Consider the following 24,614-nt stretch of genomic DNA (forward strand, 5'->3'; position numbering starts at 1 on the left):
CGATGGGCGCATGTCGTTCCTCCGCCGCCGCAGCGCCGCAACGCCCACAGGGCCGGAATTCGACGTCCTGGCCATGGACCCGGGCGACTGGCCGGGCGAACTCGGCGCCGGGCTGCTGCCCGGGGAGGACGGCAGTTGCCAGGGCATCTTCCTGCGCTACGACCTCTTCGGCGGGCGCGGTCCCGCCATGCTGATCGGCAACCTCCCCGAGGGCTCGCCCGCCCGCGACCTCGAAGAGGGCCAGATCCCCTTCGAGGTCGCCCAGCTGCTGCTGGCCCTCGGCAACGACGAGCCGGTCGAGGTCGTCGGCACCGAGGACACCCCGGTCATGCACGGTGACAACCTGCTGATCGTGCGCAAGGTGAAGCTCTCCGAGGGGCGCATCGCCTGCACGCAGTTCGACCGCAGCGACGGCGTCCAGGTCACCATCGCGACCTGGGACCGCCCGATCACCGACGACCTCTACCAGTTGCTCAAGCCCCTCCCCGCGGAGATGTTCCAGCAGGGCTGAGCGGGGCCCAGGAGGGCCGCAGGGTCACGTCCTCGGCCTTGACCCAGGCCACCCGGTGGCCGAACTGGATCTCGTAGTAGAGCTGCTCCCCCCGCACCACCACGTGCTGGGAGGCGTCGAAGGTGACCGCCCGGTAGTACTCGCCGTGCGTGGCCAGGCCCACCGCGTAGCTCTGGCCCGCGAGCAGCTTGTACGGCAGCGGGGAGTCCGGCTGCACCGGGACGCCCGCGGGGTAGGCGGACGCCTCCGGGTAGGCGCGCCCGTACACCGGGACCTCGGCGCGGCCCTCCTTCGGCGTGACCAGCCGGCCCGTGGCCGGCAGGGCGGTCCGGTGCGCCCTGGGGTCGTGGAACCAGGCCTTCTGGCCCAGGTACCAGATCGCCGTCCAGTCCCCGCGCCGCCCGGCCACCGCGAACTGCTGGCCGGTCGAGGCACGGGCGCCGGTGTCGTTCACCCCGGTCGTGGAGGGGGCCTCCCCGTGCAGACCGACGTCCTTGACGAGCGGGGCGTCCTCGCGGGGCTCGGTGTAGAGCCGGACGGCCGTGGAACCGCGGGACGGGCAGGTGTCACCGGCGCTCGCGCACCCCGTGTAGACGGGCCGGTTGGAGACGTAGTCCGGGTCGATCGTCACCAGGGCGCTGCCCGGCCCGGCGGTCTGCCGGAAGGGCGCTCCCAGGAGCTGGAAGTAGTGCGCCCAGTCCCAGTACGGGCCGGGGTCGGTGTGCATCCCCGGGATGTTCGCGGGGGTCGGTCCCGGGACGTTGTCGTGGCCCAGGATGTGCTGCCGGTCCAGCGGGATGCCGTAACGCCCGGCCAGGTAGCGGACCAGCCGGGCCGACGCCCGGTACATGGCCTCGGTGTACCAGGCGCCGGGATCGGTGAGGAAGCCCTCGTGTTCGATGCCGACGGACTTGGCGTTGACGTACCAGTTGCCCGCGTGCCAGCCGACGTCCTTGGTCCTCACGTGCTGGTCGACGTGGCCGTCCGCGGAGCGGATCGAGTAGTGCCACGCGAGGTAGTCCGGCTTCTGCACCAGCTGGAGGGTGGTGTCCCAGGTGGCCTCGGTGTCGTGGACGACGATGTAGTCGATCTTCTGGTCGTGCGGGCGGTCGGCGAGGTCGTGGTTGCCGTAGTCGCCCGTGCCGTACTCCTCGTACGGGGCCGGGAGCCATTCGCACGCGATCGTGCGCGGGCACTCCGTCCCGTCCGCGGCGACGGTGCGCAGACCCAGGGAGCGGAGCTGGGCGGTCTCCGGCGCGAGCCCGGGGTGCGCGGCGAGGGTGAGGCCCTCCCCGTCGTCCGTGGTGCGCGTGACGCCCTCGCGGATGACCTGGAAGACGTCGTCGGCGAAGACCGACGCCGTGGCGGTGTCGTCGGCGCCCGAGTAGCGCGCCACCGCGCCGTACCAGCGGGCCGGGTCCGGACTCAGGGGTGCGCCCAGCGACTTCTGGGCCTGGGCCAGCAGCGCCGCGCCCCCCTCGACGTTGGCCGCCGGGTCCTCGCGCAGCTCCTCGGCGCTCAGCCCGGTCAGCCCGGCGGCGCGGTCCAGCGTGGTGAGCGTCGAGGGCAGCGCGCGGGTGTCCGCGGCGGGCAGCCCCACGTCGGCGAGGGGACGTCCCACGTCGCCGCGCGGGTCGTCACCGCCATCGCCCCGCCGGGGCACATCGGTGAGCGCCGTCCGGGCGTCCGTGAGGTGCATGGGGCCGTATCCGGCGGTGACGCTGGGCAGTCCGCGGTGGGTGTCCCAGCGCGATTCCAGGTAGGCCACGCCCATCAGCACGCTCTCCGGGACGTGATGACGTTCCGCGGCGTCCTGGAAGGCCTGCCGGAGCGGTGCGTCCCGCTCCTGCGGGGTCGCGCCGGCCGCGGGCAGCGGCGACAGCGCGGAGAGCAGGGCGCCGACGGCCACGGTGACCGTTGCGGCGGTGACGACCTTGCGCGGGCGTCTCGCGTTGTGGGGGGTTCCTCGCACTGCAGCCTCCTGTGGTGACGCACGGGGCCGTTCGGCACCACAGAGGTATCCGTTGGTCGACGATCCGTCAACTAGGCGCTGTGGAGGCTGTTTACGCATGTCAGCGCCCGTGCCGGGAGCTTTCCCCGCACGGGCGCCATGGCCTGCGGTGCGTCAGTGGACTGGACCACCGGCGGTGCCGTCCCGGCCGTGAGGCCGCCCGGGCGGCACCGCGACGGCACCGGAGGACCCTCCCCTGGTCCCCGGGTCCGCGACCGCGGTGCTCCGCCGTCCACCACGCACCGGTTCCTCCTCTTCCGTCCGGGAACCGGCCGGAAGGTCACCTCGTGCCGACGGCGGCCCTGACGGCCCGCCGGGCGAGGCCCGCGTCGTCGTGCAGCCGGCGCAGCAGCAGGCGCTGCTCCTCGCCGGCCTCGGCCGCGCCCGGACCCGCCGGGACGGTGCTGCGCATCGTGCGCTGCACGGCCGTCTCGTAGGTGCGGATCTCGCGGGTGACCACCAGCATCAGGTTCACCAGGAAGGCGTCACGCGCGATCGGTCCGGCGGCCTGCGCCATCTGGCTGATCTGCCGCCGGGTGACCGGGTCGTCGCCCAGGATCATCCAGAGCACCGCCAGGTCGTAGCCGGGCAGGTACCAGCCGGCGTGCTCCCAGTCGACCAGCACCGGACCGGCCGGGGAGAGCAGGATGTTGGAGAGCAGGGCGTCGCCGTGGTTGAACTGGCCCTGTGCGTGCGCCAGTCCGTGCAGCAGCTTCTGCAGGTCGCCCATGTCCCGGTCGGTGAGCAGTCCCAGCTCGTGGTAACGGGACAGCCGCGCCGCGTAGTCGACGGGGGCGTCGAAGATCCCGGCCGGCGGACGCCACATGTTGACCCGGGAGATCGCGCTGAGCGCCATCCGCACGTCGGCCCGCGGCGGGGCCTCCGAGGGGTGCCGCTGCAGGGCCGCGACCCGTCCGGGCATGCGCTCCAGCACGAGCGTGCAGCTCTCGGGGTCGGCGGCGATCAGCCGCGGCGCCCTGACCGGCGGCCGGTGCCGTACGAACGCCCGGTACGCGCCGATCTCGTGCCGGTACCGCTCCACCCAGGCGGGGGAGTGGTCCAGCAGGCACTTGGCGACCGCGGGGGCACGGCCGGAGGTGCCGACCAGCAGCACCGAGCGGCCGCTGCGCCGCAGCATCTGGACGGGCGTGAACTCGGGACAGATGCGCTGCACCGAGGCGATGGCCGAGCGCAGCTGCGCGCCTTGGGGACCGGTCAAGTCGAGCCTCCCGCTGAGCGGGTGGGAGGTCCCCGGCGCGCCCCTGCGCGGAGCGGGCAGCACCGGACGAGGACGTATGGCGGTCCCTGTCCCGGTGAACCCCGGGAGCTGGGTCGGCCGGGGCGGTGCGGACACGGAGGACGATGCTGAATACATATGGGGAGACAGATCCCTTCGTGTGCCAACGAGCTCTTGACGAGGTGGCGGGGCCGGCGCGTGGACGGATCCGGAGCCGGAGTCGGCGTCCGGTCCCGCACCCTGGGGAATGCGGGTCCGGGCCGGCGGTCCGAACTGTCCACGCGCCGTACGCCCCTCGCGTACCAGTACGCACATGCCTCTCGAGTTGTTCAACGCTGATCGGCGTTTTTCGAAAGTTGTTCATATGCGACCGTTCGCGAGCCGGCGGTTGCCGGGCCGGGTGGCGCGTTCCTACCTGACCACCGCATGCGGGTGGCAGACCATCTGGCGCACCCTGGCGAACCATGGCGAATGCTCGCGGGGGCGCTGACCGGCCGTTAGTGTCAACAGTGCCGAGGAACCTGGGGGCTTGGATGGACAAGGAAGCCAACACACGGCTAGCGGACCTGTTCGCACTTACCGGATGGTCCAAGGGAGAGCTCGCGAGACTCGTCAACCGGCAGGCGGCGGCCATGGGCCACCCGCAGCTGGCGACGGACACCTCGCGCGTGCGCCGCTGGATCGAGACCGGGGAATCCCCCCGCGAACCCGTCCCCACCGTGCTGGCCGCCCTGTTCACCGAGCGTCTCGGCCGTGTCGTAACCATCGAGGATCTCGGGTTCGGCCGGCATCGGCGTACGGGAAGGAAGCAGGCCGTCAGCGCCGACGGACTGCCCTGGCCACCGGAGCGAACAGCCGCGGTCCTCACCGAATTCACGGGAATGGACCTCATGCTCAACCGACGCGGTCTGGTGGGCGCGGGAGCCGCGCTTGCCGCGGGTTCCGCACTCAGCAGCGCCATGTACGACTGGCTGCACACCGATCCGGCGCTCGCGGCCGACGCCCCCACCACCAACGACCCCTTCGACGCCGACGCCGTCTCCTACGACCGATACGAGGCGGCCCCGGTCGGCTCCCATGAGATCGAGGCGCTGGAGCGCTCGGTCGAGGTGTTCCGCGCCTGGGACGCCTCCCGCGGCGGCGGACTGCAGCGCAAGGCGGTCGTCGGACAGCTCAACGAGGTGGGCGGCATGCTCGCCTACCACCACCCCGAGCACCTCAAGCGCAGGCTCTGGGGCGTGGCCGCCAACCTCGCCGTCCTGGCGGGCTGGATGTCCCACGACGTGGGCCTGGAGCCCACCGCCCAGAAGTACTTCGTCATCGCGGCGCACGCCGCACGGGAGGGCGGGGACCGGCCCAGGGCCGGCGAGGCGCTCTCCCGCGCCGCCCGGCAGATGGTCCACCTGGGACGGCCGGACGACGCACTGGACCTGATGAAGCTGGCGCAGTCCGGCTCCGGGCACGAGACCCTGCCGCGCACCCGCGCCATGCTCTGCACCATCGAGGCCTGGGCACAGGCCTCCATGGGCCACGGCCAGGCGATGCGCCGCACCCTGGGCAAGGCCGAGGACCTCTTCGCCACCGACCGCGGCGACGTCCCGCCGCCGAGCTGGATGCAGATGTTCGACGAGGCCGATCTGCACGGCATGCAGGCGCTGGCGTACCGCACCCTCGCCGAGTACGAGCCGCTGGCGGCGCGGACGGCGCAGCAGCACGCCAAGCACGCGCTGGAACTGCGGGGCAAGGGCCGCGACCGGTCCAACATCTTCGACTACATCTCGCTGGCCTCGGCCTGCTTCATCGCCGACGACCCGGAGCAGGCGGACCGCTACGCGCGACTGGCGCTGCTGACCATAAGGCAGAACTCGTCGCTGCGGACCTGGGACCGGCTGCGGGAGATGTACCGGCTGACGGCCCGCTACTCCGACTTCACCAGGATCCAGGACCTGCGTGAGGAGATCGAGATCGCGCTGCCGAGCGGCCCCAAGCGCAGGGGCCCCGCGATCTGAGGAGACCCACGCGGAGGACGTGGACATCGATGAGCGGGACCAGCCGACTCGACGCCGAATGAGCCGGCTCTCCCGGATGTCGTCCCCATGTCGACACATCGACATGGGAACACGTCGACTGTGGACCGGCGGGCCCGTGGACCAGTGGACCAGCGGACCAGTGGGCCCATGGACCTCAGTGGAACTTGGCGATGAGCACGCAGGCGTCGTCCTCGCGCTCGGGGGCGCCGAGTTCCTCCACCACGATGCGCACGCACTCCTGCGGGGTGCGGGCCTGCGCGAACCTCGGGCCTAGCTCCAGCAGGCGTCGCACCGCGTTGGCCGAGTCCGCGGCCGCCATGGAAACGGAGCGGCGCGGCAGCAGGCCGTCGGTGTGCAGCACCAGCAGGTCGCCGGGGAGCAAGCGCTCGGTGGCCTGGCCGTACTGGGCGCCCGAGGTGGCGCCCAGCAGCACGCCCTCGGGCGCGTCGAGCGGTCGCCCCGTCCCGTCGCGGAACAGCAGCGGGGCGGGGTGTCCGGCCTGAGCCCACACCAAAGAGCGGTCCTCGGGGCGGTAGCGGCAGCACAGGGCGCTGCCCAGGGCGGGCTGCGCGGAGCTGTCCAGCAACTGGTTGAGCCCGCCCAGCAGCGGGGCCGGGTCCAGCCCCGTCATCGCCATGCCGCGCAGCGCGCCGAGCAGCATGGCCATGCCGGAGGTGGCGGAGACCCCGTGCCCGGTGAGGTCGCCCACGGTGAGCAGCGCGGAACCGTCGGGCAGGTGCAGCGCGTCGTACCAGTCGCCGCCGACGAGCGCGCCGGTGGAGGACGGGAGGTAGTGGGCGGCGAGGTCGACCGTGGTGGGGCCGCCGTCCTGCGGGAACCGCAGGGAGCCGCGCCACGGCGGCAGTACGGCCTCCTGCAGCTCGACCGCCAGCCGGCGCTCGGTCTGCGCGATCTGCCGCTCGCGCTGCAACGAGTCACGGGTCTCGCGCAGCGTCCGCTGGCTGCGGCGCAGTTCGCTGACGTCGCGGAGCACCGCCCACATGGAGGCGGTGGCGCCGGCGGCGTCGAGCACCGGCTCGCCCACCATGTGCACCGTACGCACGGCACCGTCCGGGCGGACGATGCGGAACTCGCAGTCGATCGGCCGGGCGTCCACCAGGCAGCCGGTCACGGCCGCGGTGAGGGTCTGCTGGTCCTCGGCGAACAGCCAGGAGGGCAGTTCGTCCAGGGTCAGCGGCCCGTCCTCGCGGGTGCGCCCGAAGATGCGGTAGAGCTCCTCCGACCACTGGACACCGTCCGTGACCAGGTCCCACTCCGCGCTGCCGGCCCGCCCCAGGGCCTGCACGGCACCGGCGACCGGCGTGGGGACGGGGACCTCCCGGGCGGACCGGCCCGCGTAGGCGGCGCCGCCGGGCTCGGTGCCCGTCTCCCGGTCGCCGAGGACGGGGATGCCGTCCCGCAGCTGCCCGAGGTGCGCACCCAGGTCGTCGAGCTGGTGGACGGCGAGGTCGCACAGCGCGCGCTGCCAGCGCAGCTGCGGGTCCTCCTCGTCCTCGGCGGCGGCGTCACGGCGAACGGCGTCGACCTTGCCGCGCAGCTGGCGGGTCTGGGAGATGAGCGCGTCCACGGTGCCGGGCTCAGGCTTCGCGGTGGCGCGGTCCTCATGCAAATGGGGCGGCATGACGCTCTCCGAACATGTCTCCGAACCGGGCGCCGGCCTCAACGGGGCCGTACGGATGGGCCAGTCACGACTCTTGCACAAGGAGTGATGGCCCGTAAGGGTTTCTGCAATACCCGATCCGGTGGTGCTACCGGCATATGCCAGGAGCCTGGAGTGCCGCCACGCTCGGAGAACTCGGCGGAATGCCTCGGTCCGGGTAAGCTGCGGGACTCCGGCCGCGAGCGTGCCCGCGAGCCGCCCGGGTGCCGCGCAAAGGGTTTGAACCCGGGACGATCTGCGAAGATACCTCGCAGCCGGTAACGGGAAATCCCGTTGCCAACCAACTCCCCGCACCGGATGCTGACCTCATGTTCGACCCCGACATAGCGCCCAGCGGTACCCTTCTCGGCCTCCTCCAGAGAGGACGCGGGGACGGGACCCTGCACGCCCTCGCGGCGCAGCGAGCCGACGCGCTCGCCGCGCTGGAGCAGTGCGTCCTGCGCGACCCCCGTCACGACTGGCGCGTGGAGTCCCGCTCCCTCTATTACGCGCGCCTCTACTCGGAGCTCGAGGGCTCGCTCGACGGGATCGAACAGCACCTCTTCCACCCCGACGACATCATCAGCCCCGACGAGCACCGCTGCGGCCTGGCCCTGTCCGTCCTCGGTCACCTCGCCGGTTACGGCCGCCGGGACGCGGCCCTGCTGCTGCGCCGCTACGCCGCCACCGGCGGCAACTGGGAGTGGGCCCTGGACGAGCTCGCCGTACGTGACGGGGACGACGCGCTGCGTGCGCTCGGCCCGGCCGTGCTCGCCCGCTTCCCGCTCACCACGGAGGGTGACGCCCAGCTCGCCGCCGCGCTCCGCGAGGCGTACGAGCCACGGCCCTGGCGCTTGTGGGCCGAGGATCCCGACCCCGCCGTCTCCGAACGGGTGCGCAAGGCATCGGAACAGACCGCCTTCGACCGCTGGCAGCGCCAGATGCGGCCCGCCGGGCCGACGCCGGGCTGGAGCGTGGGCGCCGTCCTCGAATGGGCCCAGGAAGGCCTTGCCGCCCATCCGCCGCAGCACCGCGACGCCCCCGCCGCCCGCTGCCTCGCCGCCGTCGCCGGCCCCGAGGACCGCGAGGAGCTCGTCCGCGCGGCCCGCGGCGGTCCCGAGGCGGCCCGCGCGGCCGCACTCCGCCACCTCTCCGACCGCCAGGACCGCGAGGCCCTCGACCTCATCGAGGCCGCCGCCCTCAGCGAGTCCGAGCTCGTCGCCCGCGCCGCCGTCGAGTCCTTCGAGCGGATGCGCAGCATCGCCGCCCTCACCCGGGCCCGCGCCTGGTCACGCCGCGAGGACGTGCTCGGCGCGACCGCCGCCCGCATGCTCGCCTGCCGCGGCGGCGAACAGGACGCCGACCGCGTCCTCGGCGCCCTGCGCCGCCTCGTCCAGCGCGAGGGCGCCGACGCCGAGGGCCTCGCCGTGCTCGTGGAAGGGGCCGGCCGGCTCTCCATCGAGTGCGCCGCCCCCGTCCTGCGCCACGTCTACCGCGAGACGAGCTCCTCACAGCTGCGCGGCGTCGCCGCCCACGCCCTCGCCCGCACCGACCCCTGCTTCGGCGCCGGCCTCGCCGTCGAGTGCCTGTGGGACTGCGAGGAGACCACCCGCGAACTCGCCGCCCGCACGGCCACGACCTCGGACGTCCGGGTCCTGGCCCGCCTGCGCAGTCTCGCCGCCGATCCCGCGGAGGAGGCCGAGGTCCAGACCGCGGTCCGCGGCCGCCTCAGCTCCGGCGACCCCGCGCGGTAGGCCCCGCCTCCCCGGCCGCGGGTGGGGCCGGACCGGATGTACGGGTGTGACCTGCCACTGCTGAGTCCGGCCTTCACCCGAGGCAGCCCGCCGTGGGCGTCGGCGCCGGCCGGTCCGGGGAGTGGGCCTGGGCCCGGGAGCACGGCAGTTGGAGTTGCGTCGAGGACGAGCGGCCGGTCCTCGACGTATCGGCGGGGACGCGGGCGCTGCACGCCGACGGCACCGACACCCTGCTGGGCCTCCACCCGGACCACCACACCGGCCGCGATCCCCGGCGGTTCACCCCCGCCCCGCGTGCCCTGGGAGCTCTACCCGAGGACGAGGACCACGGCCCCCTGGGTCCGCGCGGCCCGTTCCACCGCCTCGCCGAAGGACTCGGCGTCGGCCTCCCGCACGCCGACCCGAACGCCGGCCCCGTGCCCGTCGCCGGACTCCTGCCCGGACCGGCGCGCGGCGCCCGACGCCGCCCGGCCCGGCGTCCGGGGGAGACCGAGGGCCGCCGACGCGGTCGGAAGGCCCGATCCGGAGCCAACGCTCACGGCACGTTCCCCAAGGTGAAAGATCCACGTGACCCGGACAACGCCCGGGGAGCCGACAACGTCCGTATGCGAGTAGCCATCGTCACAGAGTCCTTCCCACCCGACGTCAACGGAGTGGCCCACTGCGCGCTGCGCACGGCCGAACATCTGGTCCGCAGGGGCCACGAGCCGCTGGTGATCGCGCCGGCCGGCCCGCAGGAGTCCGCGCCGGGGGACGAACCGTGCCCCGTCGTGCGTGTGCCGTCGCTGCCACTGCCCGGCTACCCGCAGGTCAGGGTGGCGCTCCCCGGCCGCAGGACCGCGGCGGCGATCGCCGCGCACCGCGCCGAACTCGTCCACCTGGCCAGCCCGTTCATCCTCGGGGTGCGCGGCATGGCCGCGGCCACCCGGCAGCACATCCCCGCGGTCGCCGTGTACCAGACCGACCTCGCGGGGTACGCCCGCACCTACCTGAGCCGCGGCGAGAGCACCGCGTGGCGCCGCATCCGCGCCGTGCACACGGCCGCCGATCGCACGCTCGCCCCGTCCAGCGCCTCCCAGCGCGACCTGGAGGCGCACGGCGTCCCGCGCGTGCACCTGTGGCCGCGCGGCGTGGACTCCGTACGCTTCGACGCTGCCCACCGCGACGAGGCGCTGCGCCGTGAACTCGCCCCGAACGGTGAGGTCCTGGTGGGCTACATCGGCCGCCTCGCCCCGGAGAAGCACGTGGAGCTGCTGGCCGGCGCGGGCCGGCTGTCCGGGGTGAAGGTGGTTGTCGTCGGGGACGGCCCGAGCGCCCCCGGGCTGCGCGAGGCGCTGCCGGACGCGGTGTTCCTCGGCCGCCGCACCGGCCACGACCTGGCACGGATCTACGCCTCCCTCGACGTCTTCGTCCACACCGGGCCGTTCGAGACGTTCTGCCAGACCGTCCAGGAGGCGATGGCCAGCGGGCTGCCCGTGGTCGCCCCCGCCGCCGGCGGTCCGCTCGACCTCGTGGACCACGGCCGCACCGGGCTGCTCGTGCCGCCCGGCGACGTGGACGCCGTCACCGGCGCCGTACGGCTGCTGGCCAGTGCCCCGGCCATGCGCGACCAATTCGGCGCCGAGGGGCGCGCCGACGTGGCCGCGCGCACCTGGGAGGCCGTCGGCGACCTGCTCCTGGAGCACTACGCGCAGGTGCTCGACGCCCGCACGGCGGTGGCGGCATGACCGGCCCGCTGCGCATCGTCAGGCTGGCGAACTTCGTCACGCCCACCTCCGGAGGCCTGCGCACCGCGCTGCGCCACCTCGGCGAGGGCTACCTCGCGGCAGGCCACGACCCGGTCCTGGTCGTCCCCGGCCCCGCCGCCAAGGACCAGACCACCTCCCAGGGCCGCGTCATCACCCTCCCCGGCCCCCTCGTCGCCGGCACCGGCGGCTACCGCGTCCTGACCGGCCGGGCCCGGCTGGAGGCGGTGCTGGACGGCCTCCGCCCCGACCGGCTGGAGGTCTCCGACCGCACGACGCTGCGCTGGACCGGGGAGTGGGCGCGCCGCCGCCGGGTGCCGTCCGTCATGGTGTCCCACGAGAGCGTCGACGGGGTGCTGCGCACCTGGGGTGTGCCCAGCGGCCTCGCCCAGGGCGCCGCCGACCGGCTCAACCGCCGCAGCGCGCACGTGTACTCGCGCATCGTCTGCACGACGGCCTGGGCGGCCGCGGAGTTCGAGCGGATCGGGGCCCGCAACGTCGTACGGGCGCCGCTCGGCGTCGACCTGGAGGCATGCCACCCGGCGCACCACGACCCGGAGTTGCGCGCCCGGTACGCCGGCAACGCCGAGGTGCTGCTGGTGATGTGCTCCCGCCTGTCGCCCGAGAAGCGGCCGGGACGCGCCCTGGAGGCCCTCGCCCACATGCGTCGCCAGGGCGTGGACGCCGTCCTCGTCGTCGCGGGGGACGGGCCGATGCGCGCCCGCCTGGAGGCCCGGGCCCGGGAGGCCCGGCTGCCGGTCACCTTCGTCGGGCACGTCCCCGTCCGTCGCGCCCTGTCCGCCCTCCAGGCCACCGCCGACGTGGTCCTGGCCCCGGGCCCGGTGGAGACGTTCGGCCTGTCCGCCCTGGAGGCCCTCGCCTGCGGCACGCCGGTCGTCGCCAGCGCGCTGTCCGCGCTGCCCGACATCCTCGGCCCGGCCGGTGCCGCCGCCACCGACGACGGCCCGGCCTTCGCCGACGCCGTCGGCCACCTGCTGGCCCGCCCGGAGCCCATGCGCCGCGCCATCGCCCGCGCCCAGGCCGAGCGCTACGGCTGGCCGACCGCCGTGAGCGCCTTCCTCGCCGCCCACGACGCCGCGCCCCGGCTCACCGCGCCGGAGGTCACGCCATGACGACGGGCACGCAGACGCCCACCGTCCCCGGACGTGCCAGACCCGCGGCCCACGTGCCCACCGGGGTCGCGGGACCCGTCCAGGCCCAGGTCACCGCCCGGATGCCCGCCCCTGTGCCCGTCCCTTTGCCCGCCCCTGTTCCGTCCCCGGCGTCGGTCCAGGGCGCCGCCGGGTCCGCCGGCACGAGGGAGATACGTTTCGCCGCCCTCGGCGACTCGCTCACCGAGGGCCTCGGCGACCCCGTCGCCGGCGGATGGCGCGGTTGGGCGCCGCTCCTGGCGCACGGGCTGGGCGCCGAGCCCTCGGCCGTGCGCCTGCTCAACTGCGCACGCAGCGGCGCCCTCACCAAGGACGTCGTCGAGGAGCAGCTGCCGCGCGCCCTGGACCACCGGCCGCACCTGGCCTCGGTGGTGATCGGCGCCAACGACACGCTCCGCGGCAGCTTCGACATCGAGACCGTCGCCCGCCGCCTGGACACCGTCCTGGCCCAACTGCGCGCCCAGGGCGCCGAGGTGCTCACCGCCTGCCTGCCCGACCCCGGCCGCATGCTGGGCCTGCCGTGGCCGCTCGCCCGCCCGCTGGGCCGCCGGATGGCCGCGCTGAACCAGGTCGTGCACGTGCTCTCCGAGCGGTACGAGGCCGTGCACCTGCACGCCGCCCGCCATCCGTGGGCGGCCGACCGCGCCTCCTGGAGCGCGGACCGGCTGCACCCCAGCGAACTCGGCCACCGGCTGCTGGCCCGGGAGTTCCACGACCTCCTGGTCTCGCGCGGCCTGTCGGAGGGTGAACCGCCGTCCACGACCCCCGGCGGCCCGGGACCGGGCGCCGCGGCGAGCGTCTGGTGGATGGCGACCAAGGGCACCCGCTGGGTCGCCGACCGCTGCACCGATCTGCTGCCCGATCTCCTGCGGCTCGCCGGCCGGGAGACCCGGCACCGGCTGGCCGGCACCGACGGGCTGCTGGACCCGTGCTCCCGCGACGCCACCGCCGGTGCGCTGGCCCGCCTGGAAGGGACGTCCCTGGGACAATGAGGGCGTGACCGGACGCTGGGAGTTCTGGATCGACCGGGGCGGCACCTTCACCGACGTCGTCGCCAGACGGCCGGACGGCGGCCTGGAGACGTGCAAGCTGCTCTCCCACGACCCCGGGCGCTACCGGGACGCCCCCGTCGAGGGCATCCGGCGCATGCTGGGCCTGGACCCCGGCGCACCCGTGCCCGCCGACCGGATCTCCGCCGTCAAGATGGGCACCACGGTCGCCACCAACGCCCTCCTGGAACGCAAGGGGGAGCCGACCGTCCTCGTCGTCACCGAGGGCTTCCGTGACGCGCTGCGCATCGCGTACCAGAACCGGCCGCGACTCTTCGACCGCCGGATCGTCCTCCCCGAGGCGCTCTACGAGCGCGTCATCGAGGTCCCCGAACGCATCGGCGCGCACGGCGAGGTCGTCCGCCCCCTCGACCCGGCCGCCACCAAAGCGGCCCTGCGTCAGGCGCGCCGGGACGGCCTGACGAGCGTCGCCGTCGTCCTGCTGCACGGCTACCGCCACCCCGCCCACGAGCAGGCCGTCGCGCGGGCGGCCCGCGAGGCCGGGTTCGACCAGATCAGCTGCTCCCACGAGGTGAGCCCGCTGATCAAGCTGGTCCCGCGCGGCGACACCACCGTGGTGGACGCCTACCTGTCGCCGATCCTGCGCCGTTACGTGGACGAGGTGGCCGCCGAACTGCGGGGCGTCCGGCTGATGTTCATGCAGTCCAACGGCGGGCTCCGCGAGGCCGGTCACTTCCGGGGCAAGGACGCCGTGCTGTCCGGCCCGGCCGGGGGAGTGGTCGGCATGGCCCGTACGTCCCGGCAGGCCGGGTTCGACCGGGTCGTCGGCTTCGACATGGGCGGAACCTCCACCGACGTCTCCCACTGGGCGGGCGAGCTGGAACGCGTCCTCGGCACCCAGGTGGCGGGCGTACGGATGCGCGCGCCCATGATGAACATCCACACGGTGGCGGCGGGCGGCGGCTCCGTCCTCCACTTCGACGGGCAGCGCTACCGGGTCGGCCCCGACTCCGCGGGTGCCGACCCGGGCCCCGCCTGCTACCGCCGCGGCGGTCCGCTGACCGTGACCGACGCCAATGTGATGCTCGGCCGTGTCCAGGCGGCGCACTTCCCGGCCGTGTTCGGCCCCGACGGCGACCAGCCGCTGGACACCGAGGCCGTCCGCGCCGGCTTCGCGCGGCTCGCCGAGGAGTCCGCGGCCGCGACCGGCGACCGCCGCACCCCGGAGGAGGTCGCCGCGGGCTTCCTGGAGATCGCCGTCCTGAACATGGCCAACGCCGTCAAGAAGATCTCCGTGCAGCGCGGCCACGACATCACGCGCTACGCCCTCACCAGCTTCGGCGGAGCCGGCGGCCAGCACGCCTGCGCGGTCGCCGACGCCCTGTCCGTCGACACGGTCATCGTGCCCCCGCTGGCCGGTGTGCTGTCCGCGTACGGGATCGGCCTGGCCGACGCCACCGCCATGCGCGAGCGCTCCGTGGAGACCGGACTCGGCGAGGACGGGCTGCCCGCCCTGCGCAACGCCCGCGACGAGCTCGACGGCCTGGCCCGCGCGCAACTGCGCGAGGACGGGGTACCCGACGACACCGTCGAGACCGTCACCCGCGTCCACGTCCGCTACGCGGGCACCGACGCTGCGCTCCCGGTGCCGATGGGCACGGTCGACGCCATGCGCGAGGCGTTCACCGCCGACCACCGCGCCCGGTACGCCTTCACCATGGACAAGCCCCTGGTCGTCGAGGCGGTCTCGGTCGAGGCCATCGGCTCCGCGGGCCCGCCCGGACGGCACCACGTGGAGCCGCCGGCCCGCGAGGGTCCCCTGCGACGGGCCGCCGAGGTGTCGCTGTACACGGAGGGCCGGCGGCAGGCCAGCCCCCTGTTCCGCCGGGACGGGATGCGCCCGGGCGACACCGTGGACGGGCCCGCCGTGATCGCCGAGGCCGACGCGACGACCGTGGTCGACCCCGGCTGGCGGGCCGCGGTGGGCGAGCACGGCCACCTCCTGCTCACCCGGGTGCGGCCGCGGCCCGGCCGGGTGGCGGTCGGTACCGAGGTCGATCCGGTGATGCTGGAGATCTTCAACAACCTCTTCATGTCGATCGCCGAGCAGATGGGGGTGCGCCTGGAGAACACCGCCCACTCCGTCAACATCAAGGAACGCCTGGACTTCTCCTGCGCCCTGTTCGACCCCGAGGGCAACCTGATCGCCAACGCCCCCCACATCCCCGTCCACCTCGGCTCCATGGGCGAGTCCATCAAGGAGGTGCTGCGCCGGAACGAGGGCACCATGCGTCCGGGCGACGCCTACGCCGTCAACGACCCGTACCACGGGGGCACCCACCTGCCCGACGTCACCGTCGTCACCCCCGTCTTCGACGAGGAGGAGCGGTCGCCGCTCTTCCTCGTCGCCTCGCGCGGCCACCACGCCGAGATCGGCGGCCTCACCCCCGGCTCCATGCCCGCCTTCAGCCGCACCGTGCACGAGGAGGGCGTCCTCTTCGACAACTGGCTCCTGGTGCGCGACGGCCGCCTGCGCGAGGAGGAGACCCGCGCCCTGCTCACCGGCGCCCCCCACCCCTCGCGCGACCCGGACACCAACATCGCCGACCTGCGCGCCCAGGTCGCCGCGAACGAGAAGGGCATCGCCGAGCTGCGGCGCATGACCGCGCAGTTCGGCCTCGACGTCGTGCACGCCTACATGCGGCACGTGCAGGACAACGCCGAGGAGTCCGTGCGGCGCATCGTCGCGGGCCTGGACGACGGCGACTGCGCGTACGAGACCGACAACGGCGCGGTCGTCCGCGTCGCCGTCCGCGTCGACCGCGCGGCGCGCTCCGCCGTCCTGGACTTCACCGGCACCTCGCCGCAGCAGGAGGGCAACTTCAACGCGCCGCGGTCCGTGGTCATGGCCGCCGTGCTCTACGTCTTCCGCACCCTCGTCGCCGACGACATCCCGCTCAACAGCGGCTGCCTGAAGCCGCTGGACGTCCGCGTCCCCGACGGCTCGATGCTGGCCCCGGAATACCCTGCGGCCACCGTCGCCGGCAACGTGGAGACCTCCCAGGCCGTCACGGGGGCCCTGTACGCCGCGCTCGGCGTGCAGGCCGAGGGCTCCGGCACGATGAACAACGTCACCTTCGGCAACGACCGGGTGCAGTACTACGAGACCGTCGCCAGTGGTTCCGGGGCGGGTGAGGGCTTCGACGGCGCCGACGCCGTCCAGACCCACATGACCAACTCCCGGCTCACCGACCCCGAGATCCTCGAGTGGCGCTACCCCGTCCGCGTCGAGAGCTTCGCCCTGCGCGAGGACAGCGGCGGCGACGGCCGGTGGCACGGGGGCCGCGGGGCCGTCCGCCGCATCCGCTTCCTGGAACCCATGACGGTCGCCCTGCTGTCCGGCCACCGGCGGGTCGCCCCGTACGGCCTGGCCGGCGGCGGGCCCGGCGCCCTGGGCGAGAACCGGATCGAGCGCGCCGACGGCTCCGTCACCCCGCTCGGCGGCGTCGACTCCGCCGACGTCGGGCCCGGTGACGTCCTGGTCGTCGCGACGCCCGGCGGGGGCGGCTACGGGGCCGCCGGCGGCTGAGGGGTCCCGGGCGCGCGGCTGCCCGGACCGCGCCGTTTGGGATGATGTCGGTCCGAGCGCCTAGTCTGTGCGTCGTGACCACGACCGTTCCGCACCAGCTCAGCGGCGGTGTCCGGCCCGCGCCGGGGCCGGCCGCGGACGAGGGCCTGGCCCGCCGGCTCAAGGCCCTGGCCTGCACCGCGCCGCTGCACGACCTCGACGTGCGCAAGGCCAACCTCGCGGGCGAGTACTCGGTGTACGCGATGGCGGAGGTGGCCCTGGCCGCCATCGACCTGGTCACGCTCAACATGGACTTCGACACCGGTGCCGACCACGACCAGATAATCTCCCGCCTGCTGCCGCGCATCGCCGCTCAGGCCCCCGGCCGTCCCGTCGCCGAGCACGAGCGGGTGGGCCGCTGGGTCCTGGAGAACCTGATCAACGTCGGCAGCGTCGACCGCGGCTTCCGCGCCGTCTACGGCACCTTCGGCCCCGACGGGGCGTACGTCCGCCGTGACTACGACTTCAAGCTGATCGAGGAGGTCCCGGGCCGCGACGGCACCGTCTACCTGCGCACCACCGACGAGGCCGTCAACGTGCTCGTCGGTGCCCTCGACACCGACGTGACCAGCGCCCAGATCGCCGCCGAGGTCAAGCTCGAGGTGCTGATCAACCGGGGCCGCCTCGCCGACGCCCAGCTCGCGGCGGAACAGGCCCGCTACCGCACGGTGCAGTACGCCGAGACGCTGCGCCGCGCCCTGGACGCCACCCGCCGCAACGTCCGGGCGGTCGACTGGATCCGCACCGTCCCCGACATGATCGACGAGGCGCTCGACCACGTCGCCGACCGCTACCGGCACGAGAACGCCATCCTGACCAACATCCGCAAGGCCAGGGACGAGTCGGAGGACCCGGAGCACAAGCGCCGCGCCGCCGAGCTCGTCGACATCGTCAAGGACTGCATCCGCCGCCACACCCAGCTGCAGTCCCGGCTGCTGGAGGCCGGGCCCATCTTCCGCGCCGAGCAGGACCGGCAGGCCTTCGCCGCACCGCGCGGCGGCGCCCTCGTCGGCATGCTCGACCTGTACGGGCAGCTGGTCGCGCCGGTCCTGCCGCTCCCGGTGGAGCAGGCCACCCGGGTCACCGACGCCTGGTTCGCCCGCGGCACGGGCCTGCGCTCCCCCGCCTCGGTACGCGTCACGGACCTCGTGGACGCCCTGCTCACCCCGCCGCTGGAGCGCGAGCACCTCGGTGCCGAGATGCCCGAGCCCGACCTCGTCGCCACCCCGGACGACAGCCGGTTCAGCGAGGAGCAGCTGGAGACCGCCCTGGAACTCCTCGACCTGCCGCACGACGCCCCCCGCCGGCTGTCCGGGCTGCTCGCCGAGGCCCGCCGCCTCGATCCCGAACTGCCCTACCTGGTCGCCCTGCTGGCGGTGCACGCCGCCAGCCCGCCGGTCGGCACCGCCTACCGCCAGGGCGAGGAGCGGCTGCTGTTCGCCGTGGACGACGGCACCGGGCTGGACGACCCCGAGTTCGGCGGCGCCGACCTGATCGTGGGCACGGCCCGGCTGGACGCCGCCGGGATGGCCGCCGAGCGGTCCGAGGTGGCGTGACGATGAGCGAACCGACCATCCGCACCGAGGAGACGACCCCGTGAGCGACCACCGCGACGGCGAGAGCACGCAGCCGCCCGCAGCGGCCCCCGGCCCGGCGGCCGTGACGCCGGGCGACGCCGCGGACGCCGCCCGTCTCGTCTCCTTCGGGCTCCAGCCGAAGCTGCTGCCCGCGCGCGACGTCGAGTACGCCGAGCTGATCCGCCGCTACCGGGAGGACCCGCTGTTCTCGCGGCTGGCCGACGCCGTGGCCGCCGGGCTCGGCCTGGTCGTGCTGGAGGTCTCGCCCCGGGCCGGCATGGCGCTGGCCGCCGGCGAGGACTCGGTCTTCGCCGTCCGCATGGGCGACTACTCACGCCGCGCCGCGTCCGACGCGGGCGACCGCTTCCTGCACGGCCTCGCCCACCTCGCCACCGCCGCCATGGCCTTCCCCCGCCCGGAGGACCTCGCCGACGACGCGTACATCGGCCGGGTCACCGTCAACGGCATCGACGGCTTCCTGCGCCAGGCCTGCCGCAGGCTGGAGGAACGGGCCGAGGAGCAGGGTGAGAACACCGACCCGGCCAGCGACGCCCCCGGCCTGGAGGCCGCCTGGCGGGTCTACGTGCGCCGCAGCTCCACCGGCGCCACCAAGGACGCCCGGCGCCTGGCGGGCTCCACCACCGGCATCGTCAGCAAGGCCGTCTCCTTCCTCGTCGACTCGGGGTTCCTGCAGCGCACGGGTGACGAGTCGGGCGGCACCTACCGCACCACCGCCCGCTACCAGCTCCAGGTGCGCGACATGGCGGGCAGCGCCGCCATGGCCGAACTCCTCGACCTCGGGATCGTGCCCCGGGCCGGTGAGTCGGCGGCCCTGATGCCGGCGGCGGACGGCGACGACCTCGACCTCGTGACCGGAGCCGGCCTGCCCTTCCACTCCTGAAGCGGCGCACCGACCCCGCACCCGCCTCCCGGATCCTGCCGATCCACCCGAACCCGCCGACCACAGACCACAGACCACCACGACGAGAGCCCCCCATGTACGAGCTGTCCCGGGTCCGCCTCTACTCCATCGGGCCCGCCGGTGCGCGCTACGCCGACACCGTGCTGGACCTGCGCGGAGTCGGCGAGCCCGTGCCGCAACCCGCCCCCGCCCAGGCGGAGTTCTTCGAGGACGAGCCGACCGGCCCGCCGCGCCGTCCGGCGCCGGCCGGGGTGCTGTTCCTGGAGAACGGCGGCGGCAAGTCCGTCCTGCTCAAGCTGATCTTCTCGGTCATGCTGCCCGGTCACCGCAACACCCTGGGCGGCGCGAGCTCCGGAGTGCTCCGCAAGTTCCTGCTGGCCGACGACTGCGGCCACGTCGCCCTGGAGTGGCAGCACACCGTCACCGGCGAGCTGGTCGTCGTCGGCAAGGTCAGCGAGTGGCGCGGACGCCAGGTCTCCTCCGACCCGCGCAAGTTCGCCGAGGCCTGGTACTCCTTCCGGCCCGGTCCGGGGCTCAGCCTGGACTCGCTGCCGGTCGCCGAGTCCACCGCGGTACGGACACCCGCCGAGGGCACCTCGGGTGCCCGCGGGCGCCGTCGCACCATGAAGGGCTTCCGCGACGCCGTGACCGACGCCGCACGCTACTACCCGCACCTGGAAGTGGTGTGGGAGGAGATCCACGACCGGTGGAACGAGCACCTTGGCGAGCTCGGCCTCGACCCCGAACTCTTCCGCTACCAGCGGGAGATGAACGCCGACGAAGGCGAGGCGGCCGGTCTCTTCGCGGTGAAGAAGGACTCCGACTTCACCGACTTTCTGCTGCGCGCGGTCACCGACACCCGGGACACCGACGGCCTCGCCGACCTGGTGCACGGCTTCGCGGGCAAGCTGGGCCGCCGGGCCGAACTCACCGCGGAACGCGACTTCACGGCGGGCTCCCTCGAACTGCTCGGCCGCATCGTCGACACCACCGCCGCCCGCGACCAGGCACGCGGCGTCCACGCCCAGTCCGAGCGCCGCAGCCGCGCCCTGGCCCGCAGGCTGTCCGCGCGCGCCCGCGAGGAGCGGGGCCGCGCCGCCGAGCTGGCGCAGAAGACGGCCCGTGCCGCGCACACCGTCACCGACGCCGAGGCCGCTCGCGGCCGCAGCGCCCTCATCGCCGCCGAACTCGCCTACCGGCACGCCTCGCTGGCCCTGGCAGCCGGCGAGAAGAGCGCCACCGCGCTGCGCCGCGAACTCAACGACGCCCGGACGCTGCAGTCCGCCTGGCAGGCCGCGGAGATCGTGCTGCGGCACCGGGCCGCAGCCGACCGCATGGCCCGGGTGACCGCCGCCATCCGCGAGGCGGAACGGGACGCCGCGCCCGCACTCGCTGCCCGTACGAAGGCCGCGGGCGATCTCGTCCGCGTGCTGCGGGCCGCCGCGGACACCGCCGACGAGCGGGCGGACGCGGAGGAGGAGCGGTCCGCAGGACTCCAGGCACAGTCCGAGGCGGCGCACCGCGACGCCACCGCCGCCGCGACGGAGGCGCAGCGCGCGCGCAGCGAGTCCGGGCACCTGGTGCAGCGGCTGGCGGAGGTCGAGCAGGAGACCGCCGAGGCGGTCCGGGCGGGCTGGCTGGACGACTCCGCCCCCGACGCCGACCCGGCCCGCGCCGCCCTGGAGGCCTCGGACGCGGAGAAGGCCGCCGCGACCGCCGCGGAGGCCGCCCGTGACGCCGCCCGCCGGGCCGGTGACCGGGCCCGGGAGGCCGCCGCCGCCGACGCGCGCGCCGAGCTGTCCGCCGCCCGCGCGGCCGACGCCCTCGCCGCGGCCGAGGCCGCCCACTCCGCCGAGTCACGCGTCGCGGACGCCCTCGCGGCCGAGCCGCGCCTGGCCGAACTGCTCAGCCTGCCGCCCGCGGAGGCCCCCGGCACCGTCCCGGCGGGCGACACCGCGGGGGACACCGCCGCGGACCGCGGCCCCGCCATCCCCGCGCAGACCTCCGCGGCCCGGCGCGCCGCGCCCGGGGCCGGACGGCGTCCCGCCGAGCAGGGCCCGCTGACCGCGGCCGAACTCGACGCCTTCGCGGAGCCGCTGCAGGAGATGCTGGACGGCGCGGTGGCCTCCGCCGAGCGGCAGTTGTTCGACCTGCGCACCGCCGCCGCCGACGACGCCCGCATCCTGGCCGCGCTCGGCGACGGCGGGTTGCTGCCGCCGGGCCCCGACGTCCTCGCCACCGTCGAGTACCTGGGCGAGCACGGCATCCCCGCGCTCCCCGGCTGGCGGTACCTGGCCCAGGCCGTCGACCCGGCCGACCACGCCGCCGTGCTGGCCGCGCGCCCGGAGCTGGTGGACGGCGTGGTCGTCACCGACCCTCAGAGCTACCTGCGGGCCCGCGAGGTGCTGGCGCAGGCGGCCCTGCTGCCGCGGTCGACCGTCACGGTCGGGACGGCGGCGGCGCTGCTCGCCCCGCCGCCCCCGGCGGGCACCGGGCCCGAGCTCTTCCTCGTCCCGCCCAACCCGGCCATGCACGACGAACTGGCCGCCGACGGCGAGCGCCAGGCGCTGCGCGCCCGCGCGACCGCCCGCGAGGAGGACATCCGCGGGCTCGCCGCCCGCCTGGCCGAGGACCGCACGCTGGCCGCCCGCCTCTCCTCGTGGCGTTCCGGCTGCCCGAGCGGCCGGCTCGCCGAACTCGCCGCAGCCGTGGAGATCGCCCGGGAGACCGCGGGGGCCGCCCGCGAGGAGCTCGCCGAGGCACGCTCCGTACGGGTGGAGGCCGACGAGGCCGCCGCCGAGGCGACCGCCCTGCGCGACGAGCGCCAGGAGGTGGCGCAGCAGGCCCGGCGGGCCGCCGACGCGCTCGCCGGTCTCGCCTTCCGGCTGCGGGAGCGGGCCAACTGGCAGCGCAGGACGCGGGAGCTGGCCGAGGACGCCGTCGAGGCCGAGACGCGCGCCGAGGCCTGCCTGACCCTGGCGCGCGCCGCCGACGAGGACCGCCGTGCGGCCCAGCGCGCCGCGGACGACGCGCGCCGTACCGCGCGCGTGCTCCGCGCCGAGCGCTCGGAGATCACCGGCGCCCCCGACGAGGCCCTGGACGACGAGGAGGACGGCGCCGGGCAGCCGGCCGGCTCGCTGCCCGCCCTGCGCGAGGCCTACCGCGCGGCCTCCCAGGTGTACGAGAAGGTGGGCGTCGGCGCCGACCTGCGGGCCGAGCAGGCCCGCGCCGAGAGCACCGAGCACTCCGCGCTCGCCGAACTGGAGCGCCTCACCAACAAGGTGCGCACCCGCGCCGCGCAGCTGCTGGAAGGCCCGGACGGCGCCGACGGCCCGTCGCGGCAGGCCGCGGCCGCCCGCGCGGAACAACTGGTGGGCACCCTGGACTCCCGCTCCGCCGCCGCGAGCGAGCAGCTCGGCCGGCTGCGCGGCGAGGCCGAGCGGCACGCCCCGGCGGACGGCGAGACGCACACCGAGCTCCCCGGGGGACTGCTGCCCCGCGACGCCGAGCACGCCCAGGAGCTGCTGCGCGGCGCCAACGGCGAACTGGCCACCCGCACCGATGCGCTGGCCCACGCCCGCGACGGCCACGGCGACCTGGTGCGCGCGCACCGCGCCGCCGAGGACGCCGCGAGCGGCTTCGACGAACTCGCCGCAGTGCTGCGGGACCTGCTCCGCGACGGCGACCGGCAGCCCGAGGACGGCGAGGAGGAGCCCGAGCCGCACTCCGGCTCCCTGGAGGAGGCCAGGACCGCCGTCGCCGAGACCCGCCGCGGCCTGCGCGGCTGTGCCGCCGACCTGTCGGCGGCCGAGTCGCAGCTGCGCGAGGCCTGCGACGTCCTCGTGCGGCACGCCAACGCCGCCCGCTACGAGCAGGTGCGCACCCCGGCCCGCCAGCAGATCCGCGAACTGCCCGCGTCCGCGCTGCCCGAGCACGCGGCGGCCTGGCACGCCGCCTTCGAGCCGCGGCTGCGCGTCCTGACCGACGAGCTGGAACAGCTGGAGCGCAACCGCGACAGCATCGTGGACCGGCTGCGCGGCATGGTGGAGTCCTCGTTGACCACCTTGCGGTCGGCGCAGCGGCTGTCCCGCCTGCCGGACGGGCTGGGGGAGTGGTCGGGTCAGGAGTTCCTGCGGATCCGCTTCGACGACCCGGACCACGCGGCGCTCGACGAGCGGCTCGGCGCCGTGATCGACGAGGCGACCCGGGCGGCCGTCCGCAAGAACTCCGATCTGCGCCGGGACGGCATGTCGCTGCTGCTGCGCGGGGTCGCGGCCGCCCTCGAACCCCGGGGGGTGGCCGTCGAGATCCTCAAGCCGGACGCCGTGCTGCGCGCCGAGCGCGTCCCCGTCGGGCAGATGGGAGACGTCTTCTCCGGCGGCCAGCTGCTCACCGCGGCCATCGCGCTGTACTGCACGATGGCCGCGCTGCGCAGCAACGACCGCGGCAGGGACCGGCACCGGCACGCGGGCACGCTCTTCCTCGACAACCCGATCGGCCGCGCCAACGCCACCTATCTGCTGGAGCTGCAGCGCGCGGTCGCCGACGCGCTGGGCGTCCAGCTGATCTACACCACGGGTCTGTTCGACACCACGGCACTGGCCGAGTTCCCGCTGGTCGTACGGCTGCGCAATGACGCGGACCTGCGCGCGGGCCTGAAGTACATCAGCGTCGAGGAGCACCTGCGGCCCGGGCTGCCCGTCGCGGACCCGGAGTCCGAGCCGGTGCACGGCGAGATCACGGCGACGCGGATGTTCCGCCGCCCGGCGGATCAGCCGGCCCCGCAGGGCGGCTGACCCCGGGCGGCCCGTCCCGAAGGCCGTCCGGGCCCTTCGGGACGGTGTGCCTTCCTCAGGCGGTACGCGCGCCGGTACCGGGATGGTGCCGGCGCCGTGCGGCGCCGCGGGCCCCGGCCCGGGCCCGACGCCGTTCCCGCCGGCGCTCGCGGCGCAGCCTGCGGGCCGCGCTGCTCGGGCTGGACACCACGCCGTTGCGCTGGTTCCAGACCTGGCGGGTGATCCACACGTCCAGCACCGCCCAGGTGGCGACGACGGTGAAGGCTATGGCGGTGAGCATCGCCGGCGCCGCGAGCCAGGATTCACCGGCCGCCCCCAGCATGGCGATCACCGCGGCGATCAGGGTCAGTGCGACGACGAGCACGGCCCGCACGGCCGCCCGGCGTACCGGGTCGGGCATGCGTGGCCGCCCGACGGGCTCATCGACCCACAACGGCCGCCGGGTCTTCCGCGGCGGAATGTCGCGATCCAGTGCGTCCTCGACGAGGTCGTCCATGAAATCTGCTCCCCTGCGGGATACCGGTGTTGCGGTGCCGGATCCCCGATGTCCGACTCCAGAGT

14 protein-coding genes are annotated in these 24,614 nt (G+C 74.9%); 10 read left to right on the top strand and 4 right to left on the bottom strand.

Annotation, left to right across the window (positions count from 1 at the left end; translation table 11 throughout):
• The first annotated feature begins 10 nt into the window (after window positions 1-10).
• On the top strand, window positions 11-511 hold the full coding sequence (locus OG937_35390; GenBank protein WUD76604.1) for a hypothetical protein: 501 nt from the start codon (window positions 11-13) through the stop codon (window positions 509-511).
• On the opposite strand, the gene OG937_35395 is transcribed toward OG937_35390, so the two are convergent.
• Window positions 474-2,393: an N-acetylmuramoyl-L-alanine amidase gene (locus tag OG937_35395; protein ID WUD78994.1), complete on the bottom strand. Its 1,920-nt coding sequence runs from the start codon at window positions 2,391-2,393 to the stop codon at window positions 474-476. The two genes, OG937_35390 and OG937_35395, sit on opposite strands and share 38 nt — an antisense overlap.
• Window positions 2,394-2,802: 409 nt before the next feature.
• The gene (locus OG937_35400) at window positions 2,803-3,897 is read right to left on the bottom strand and encodes an aminoglycoside phosphotransferase family protein (GenBank protein ID WUD76605.1); all 1,095 of its coding nucleotides are present in this window, start codon (window positions 3,895-3,897) and stop codon (window positions 2,803-2,805) included.
• A gap of 395 nt (window positions 3,898-4,292) precedes the next feature.
• Between OG937_35400 and OG937_35405 the strand changes: the two genes are divergently transcribed.
• Window positions 4,293-5,768 carry a hypothetical protein gene (locus OG937_35405; GenBank protein ID WUD76606.1) on the top strand — a complete coding sequence of 492 codons (1,476 nt, stop codon included), beginning with the start codon at window positions 4,293-4,295 and terminating at the stop codon, window positions 5,766-5,768.
• A 175-nt stretch (window positions 5,769-5,943) separates the two neighbouring features.
• Here the strand turns inward: OG937_35405 and OG937_35410 are convergent, their stop codons facing one another.
• A complete protein-coding gene (locus OG937_35410; protein ID WUD76607.1) occupies window positions 5,944-7,431 on the bottom strand; it encodes a SpoIIE family protein phosphatase in 1,488 nt (495 codons plus the stop codon).
• A 347-nt stretch (window positions 7,432-7,778) separates the two neighbouring features.
• On the opposite strand from OG937_35410, the gene OG937_35415 reads away from it, so the two are divergent.
• The 8 genes from OG937_35415 (at window position 7,779) to OG937_35450 (ending at window position 24,053) form a co-directional block, all read left to right on the top strand.
• Window positions 7,779-9,203, top strand: coding sequence for a HEAT repeat domain-containing protein (locus tag OG937_35415; GenBank protein ID WUD76608.1), 1,425 nt, complete (start codon window positions 7,779-7,781; stop codon window positions 9,201-9,203).
• 605 nt (window positions 9,204-9,808) lie between these two features.
• Window positions 9,809-10,930 carry a glycosyltransferase family 1 protein gene (locus OG937_35420; protein ID WUD78995.1) on the top strand — a complete coding sequence of 374 codons (1,122 nt, stop codon included), beginning with the start codon at window positions 9,809-9,811 and terminating at the stop codon, window positions 10,928-10,930.
• Complete coding sequence (locus OG937_35425; GenBank protein ID WUD76609.1) at window positions 10,927-12,081, top strand: glycosyltransferase; 1,155 nt, start codon at window positions 10,927-10,929, stop codon at window positions 12,079-12,081. The genes OG937_35420 and OG937_35425 overlap by 4 nt, the downstream gene beginning before the upstream one ends.
• On the top strand, window positions 12,078-13,112 hold the full coding sequence (locus OG937_35430; protein WUD76610.1) for an SGNH/GDSL hydrolase family protein: 1,035 nt from the start codon (window positions 12,078-12,080) through the stop codon (window positions 13,110-13,112). The genes OG937_35425 and OG937_35430 overlap by 4 nt, the downstream gene beginning before the upstream one ends.
• 4 nt (window positions 13,113-13,116) lie before the next feature.
• Window positions 13,117-16,719, top strand: coding sequence for a hydantoinase B/oxoprolinase family protein (locus OG937_35435; GenBank protein WUD76611.1), 3,603 nt, complete (start codon window positions 13,117-13,119; stop codon window positions 16,717-16,719).
• A gap of 44 nt (window positions 16,720-16,763) precedes the next feature.
• Window positions 16,764-18,314 carry a hypothetical protein gene (locus OG937_35440; protein ID WUD78996.1) on the top strand — a complete coding sequence of 517 codons (1,551 nt, stop codon included), beginning with the start codon at window positions 16,764-16,766 and terminating at the stop codon, window positions 18,312-18,314.
• A gap of 40 nt (window positions 18,315-18,354) precedes the next feature.
• On the top strand, window positions 18,355-19,236 hold the full coding sequence (locus OG937_35445; GenBank protein WUD76612.1) for a hypothetical protein: 882 nt from the start codon (window positions 18,355-18,357) through the stop codon (window positions 19,234-19,236).
• A 95-nt stretch (window positions 19,237-19,331) separates the two neighbouring features.
• On the top strand, window positions 19,332-24,053 hold the full coding sequence (locus tag OG937_35450) for a hypothetical protein (protein ID WUD76613.1): 4,722 nt from the start codon (window positions 19,332-19,334) through the stop codon (window positions 24,051-24,053).
• Between the two features lie 55 nt (window positions 24,054-24,108).
• On the opposite strand, the gene OG937_35455 is transcribed toward OG937_35450, so the two are convergent.
• The gene (locus tag OG937_35455; GenBank protein ID WUD76614.1) at window positions 24,109-24,549 is read right to left on the bottom strand and encodes a hypothetical protein; all 441 of its coding nucleotides are present in this window, start codon (window positions 24,547-24,549) and stop codon (window positions 24,109-24,111) included.
• Window positions 24,550-24,614 lie beyond the last annotated feature (65 nt).

Origin of the sequence: Streptomyces sp. NBC_00510 (genome assembly GCA_036013505.1) — a bacterium.
GTDB lineage: Bacteria > Actinomycetota > Actinomycetes > Streptomycetales > Streptomycetaceae > Actinacidiphila.

Bases quoted from the DNA above. Each gene is read 5' to 3' on its own strand.
- OG937_35410 (WUD76607.1), bottom strand. From the start codon at position 7,431: ATGCCGCCCCATTTGCATGAGGACCGCGCCACCGCGAAGCCTGAGCCC.
- OG937_35415 (WUD76608.1), top strand. From the start codon at position 7,779: ATGTTCGACCCCGACATAGCGCCCAGCGGTACCCTTCTCGGCCTCCTC.
- OG937_35425 (WUD76609.1), top strand. From the start codon at position 10,927: ATGACCGGCCCGCTGCGCATCGTCAGGCTGGCGAACTTCGTCACGCCC.
- OG937_35420 (WUD78995.1), top strand. From the start codon at position 9,809: ATGCGAGTAGCCATCGTCACAGAGTCCTTCCCACCCGACGTCAACGGA.
- OG937_35440 (WUD78996.1), top strand. From the start codon at position 16,764: ATGTCGGTCCGAGCGCCTAGTCTGTGCGTCGTGACCACGACCGTTCCG.
- OG937_35455 (WUD76614.1), bottom strand. From the start codon at position 24,549: ATGGACGACCTCGTCGAGGACGCACTGGATCGCGACATTCCGCCGCGG.
- OG937_35405 (WUD76606.1), top strand. From the start codon at position 4,293: ATGGACAAGGAAGCCAACACACGGCTAGCGGACCTGTTCGCACTTACC.
- OG937_35450 (WUD76613.1), top strand. From the start codon at position 19,332: ATGTACGAGCTGTCCCGGGTCCGCCTCTACTCCATCGGGCCCGCCGGT.
- OG937_35430 (WUD76610.1), top strand. From the start codon at position 12,078: ATGACGACGGGCACGCAGACGCCCACCGTCCCCGGACGTGCCAGACCC.
- OG937_35400 (WUD76605.1), bottom strand. From the start codon at position 3,897: ATGTATTCAGCATCGTCCTCCGTGTCCGCACCGCCCCGGCCGACCCAG.
- OG937_35390 (WUD76604.1), top strand. From the start codon at position 11: ATGTCGTTCCTCCGCCGCCGCAGCGCCGCAACGCCCACAGGGCCGGAA.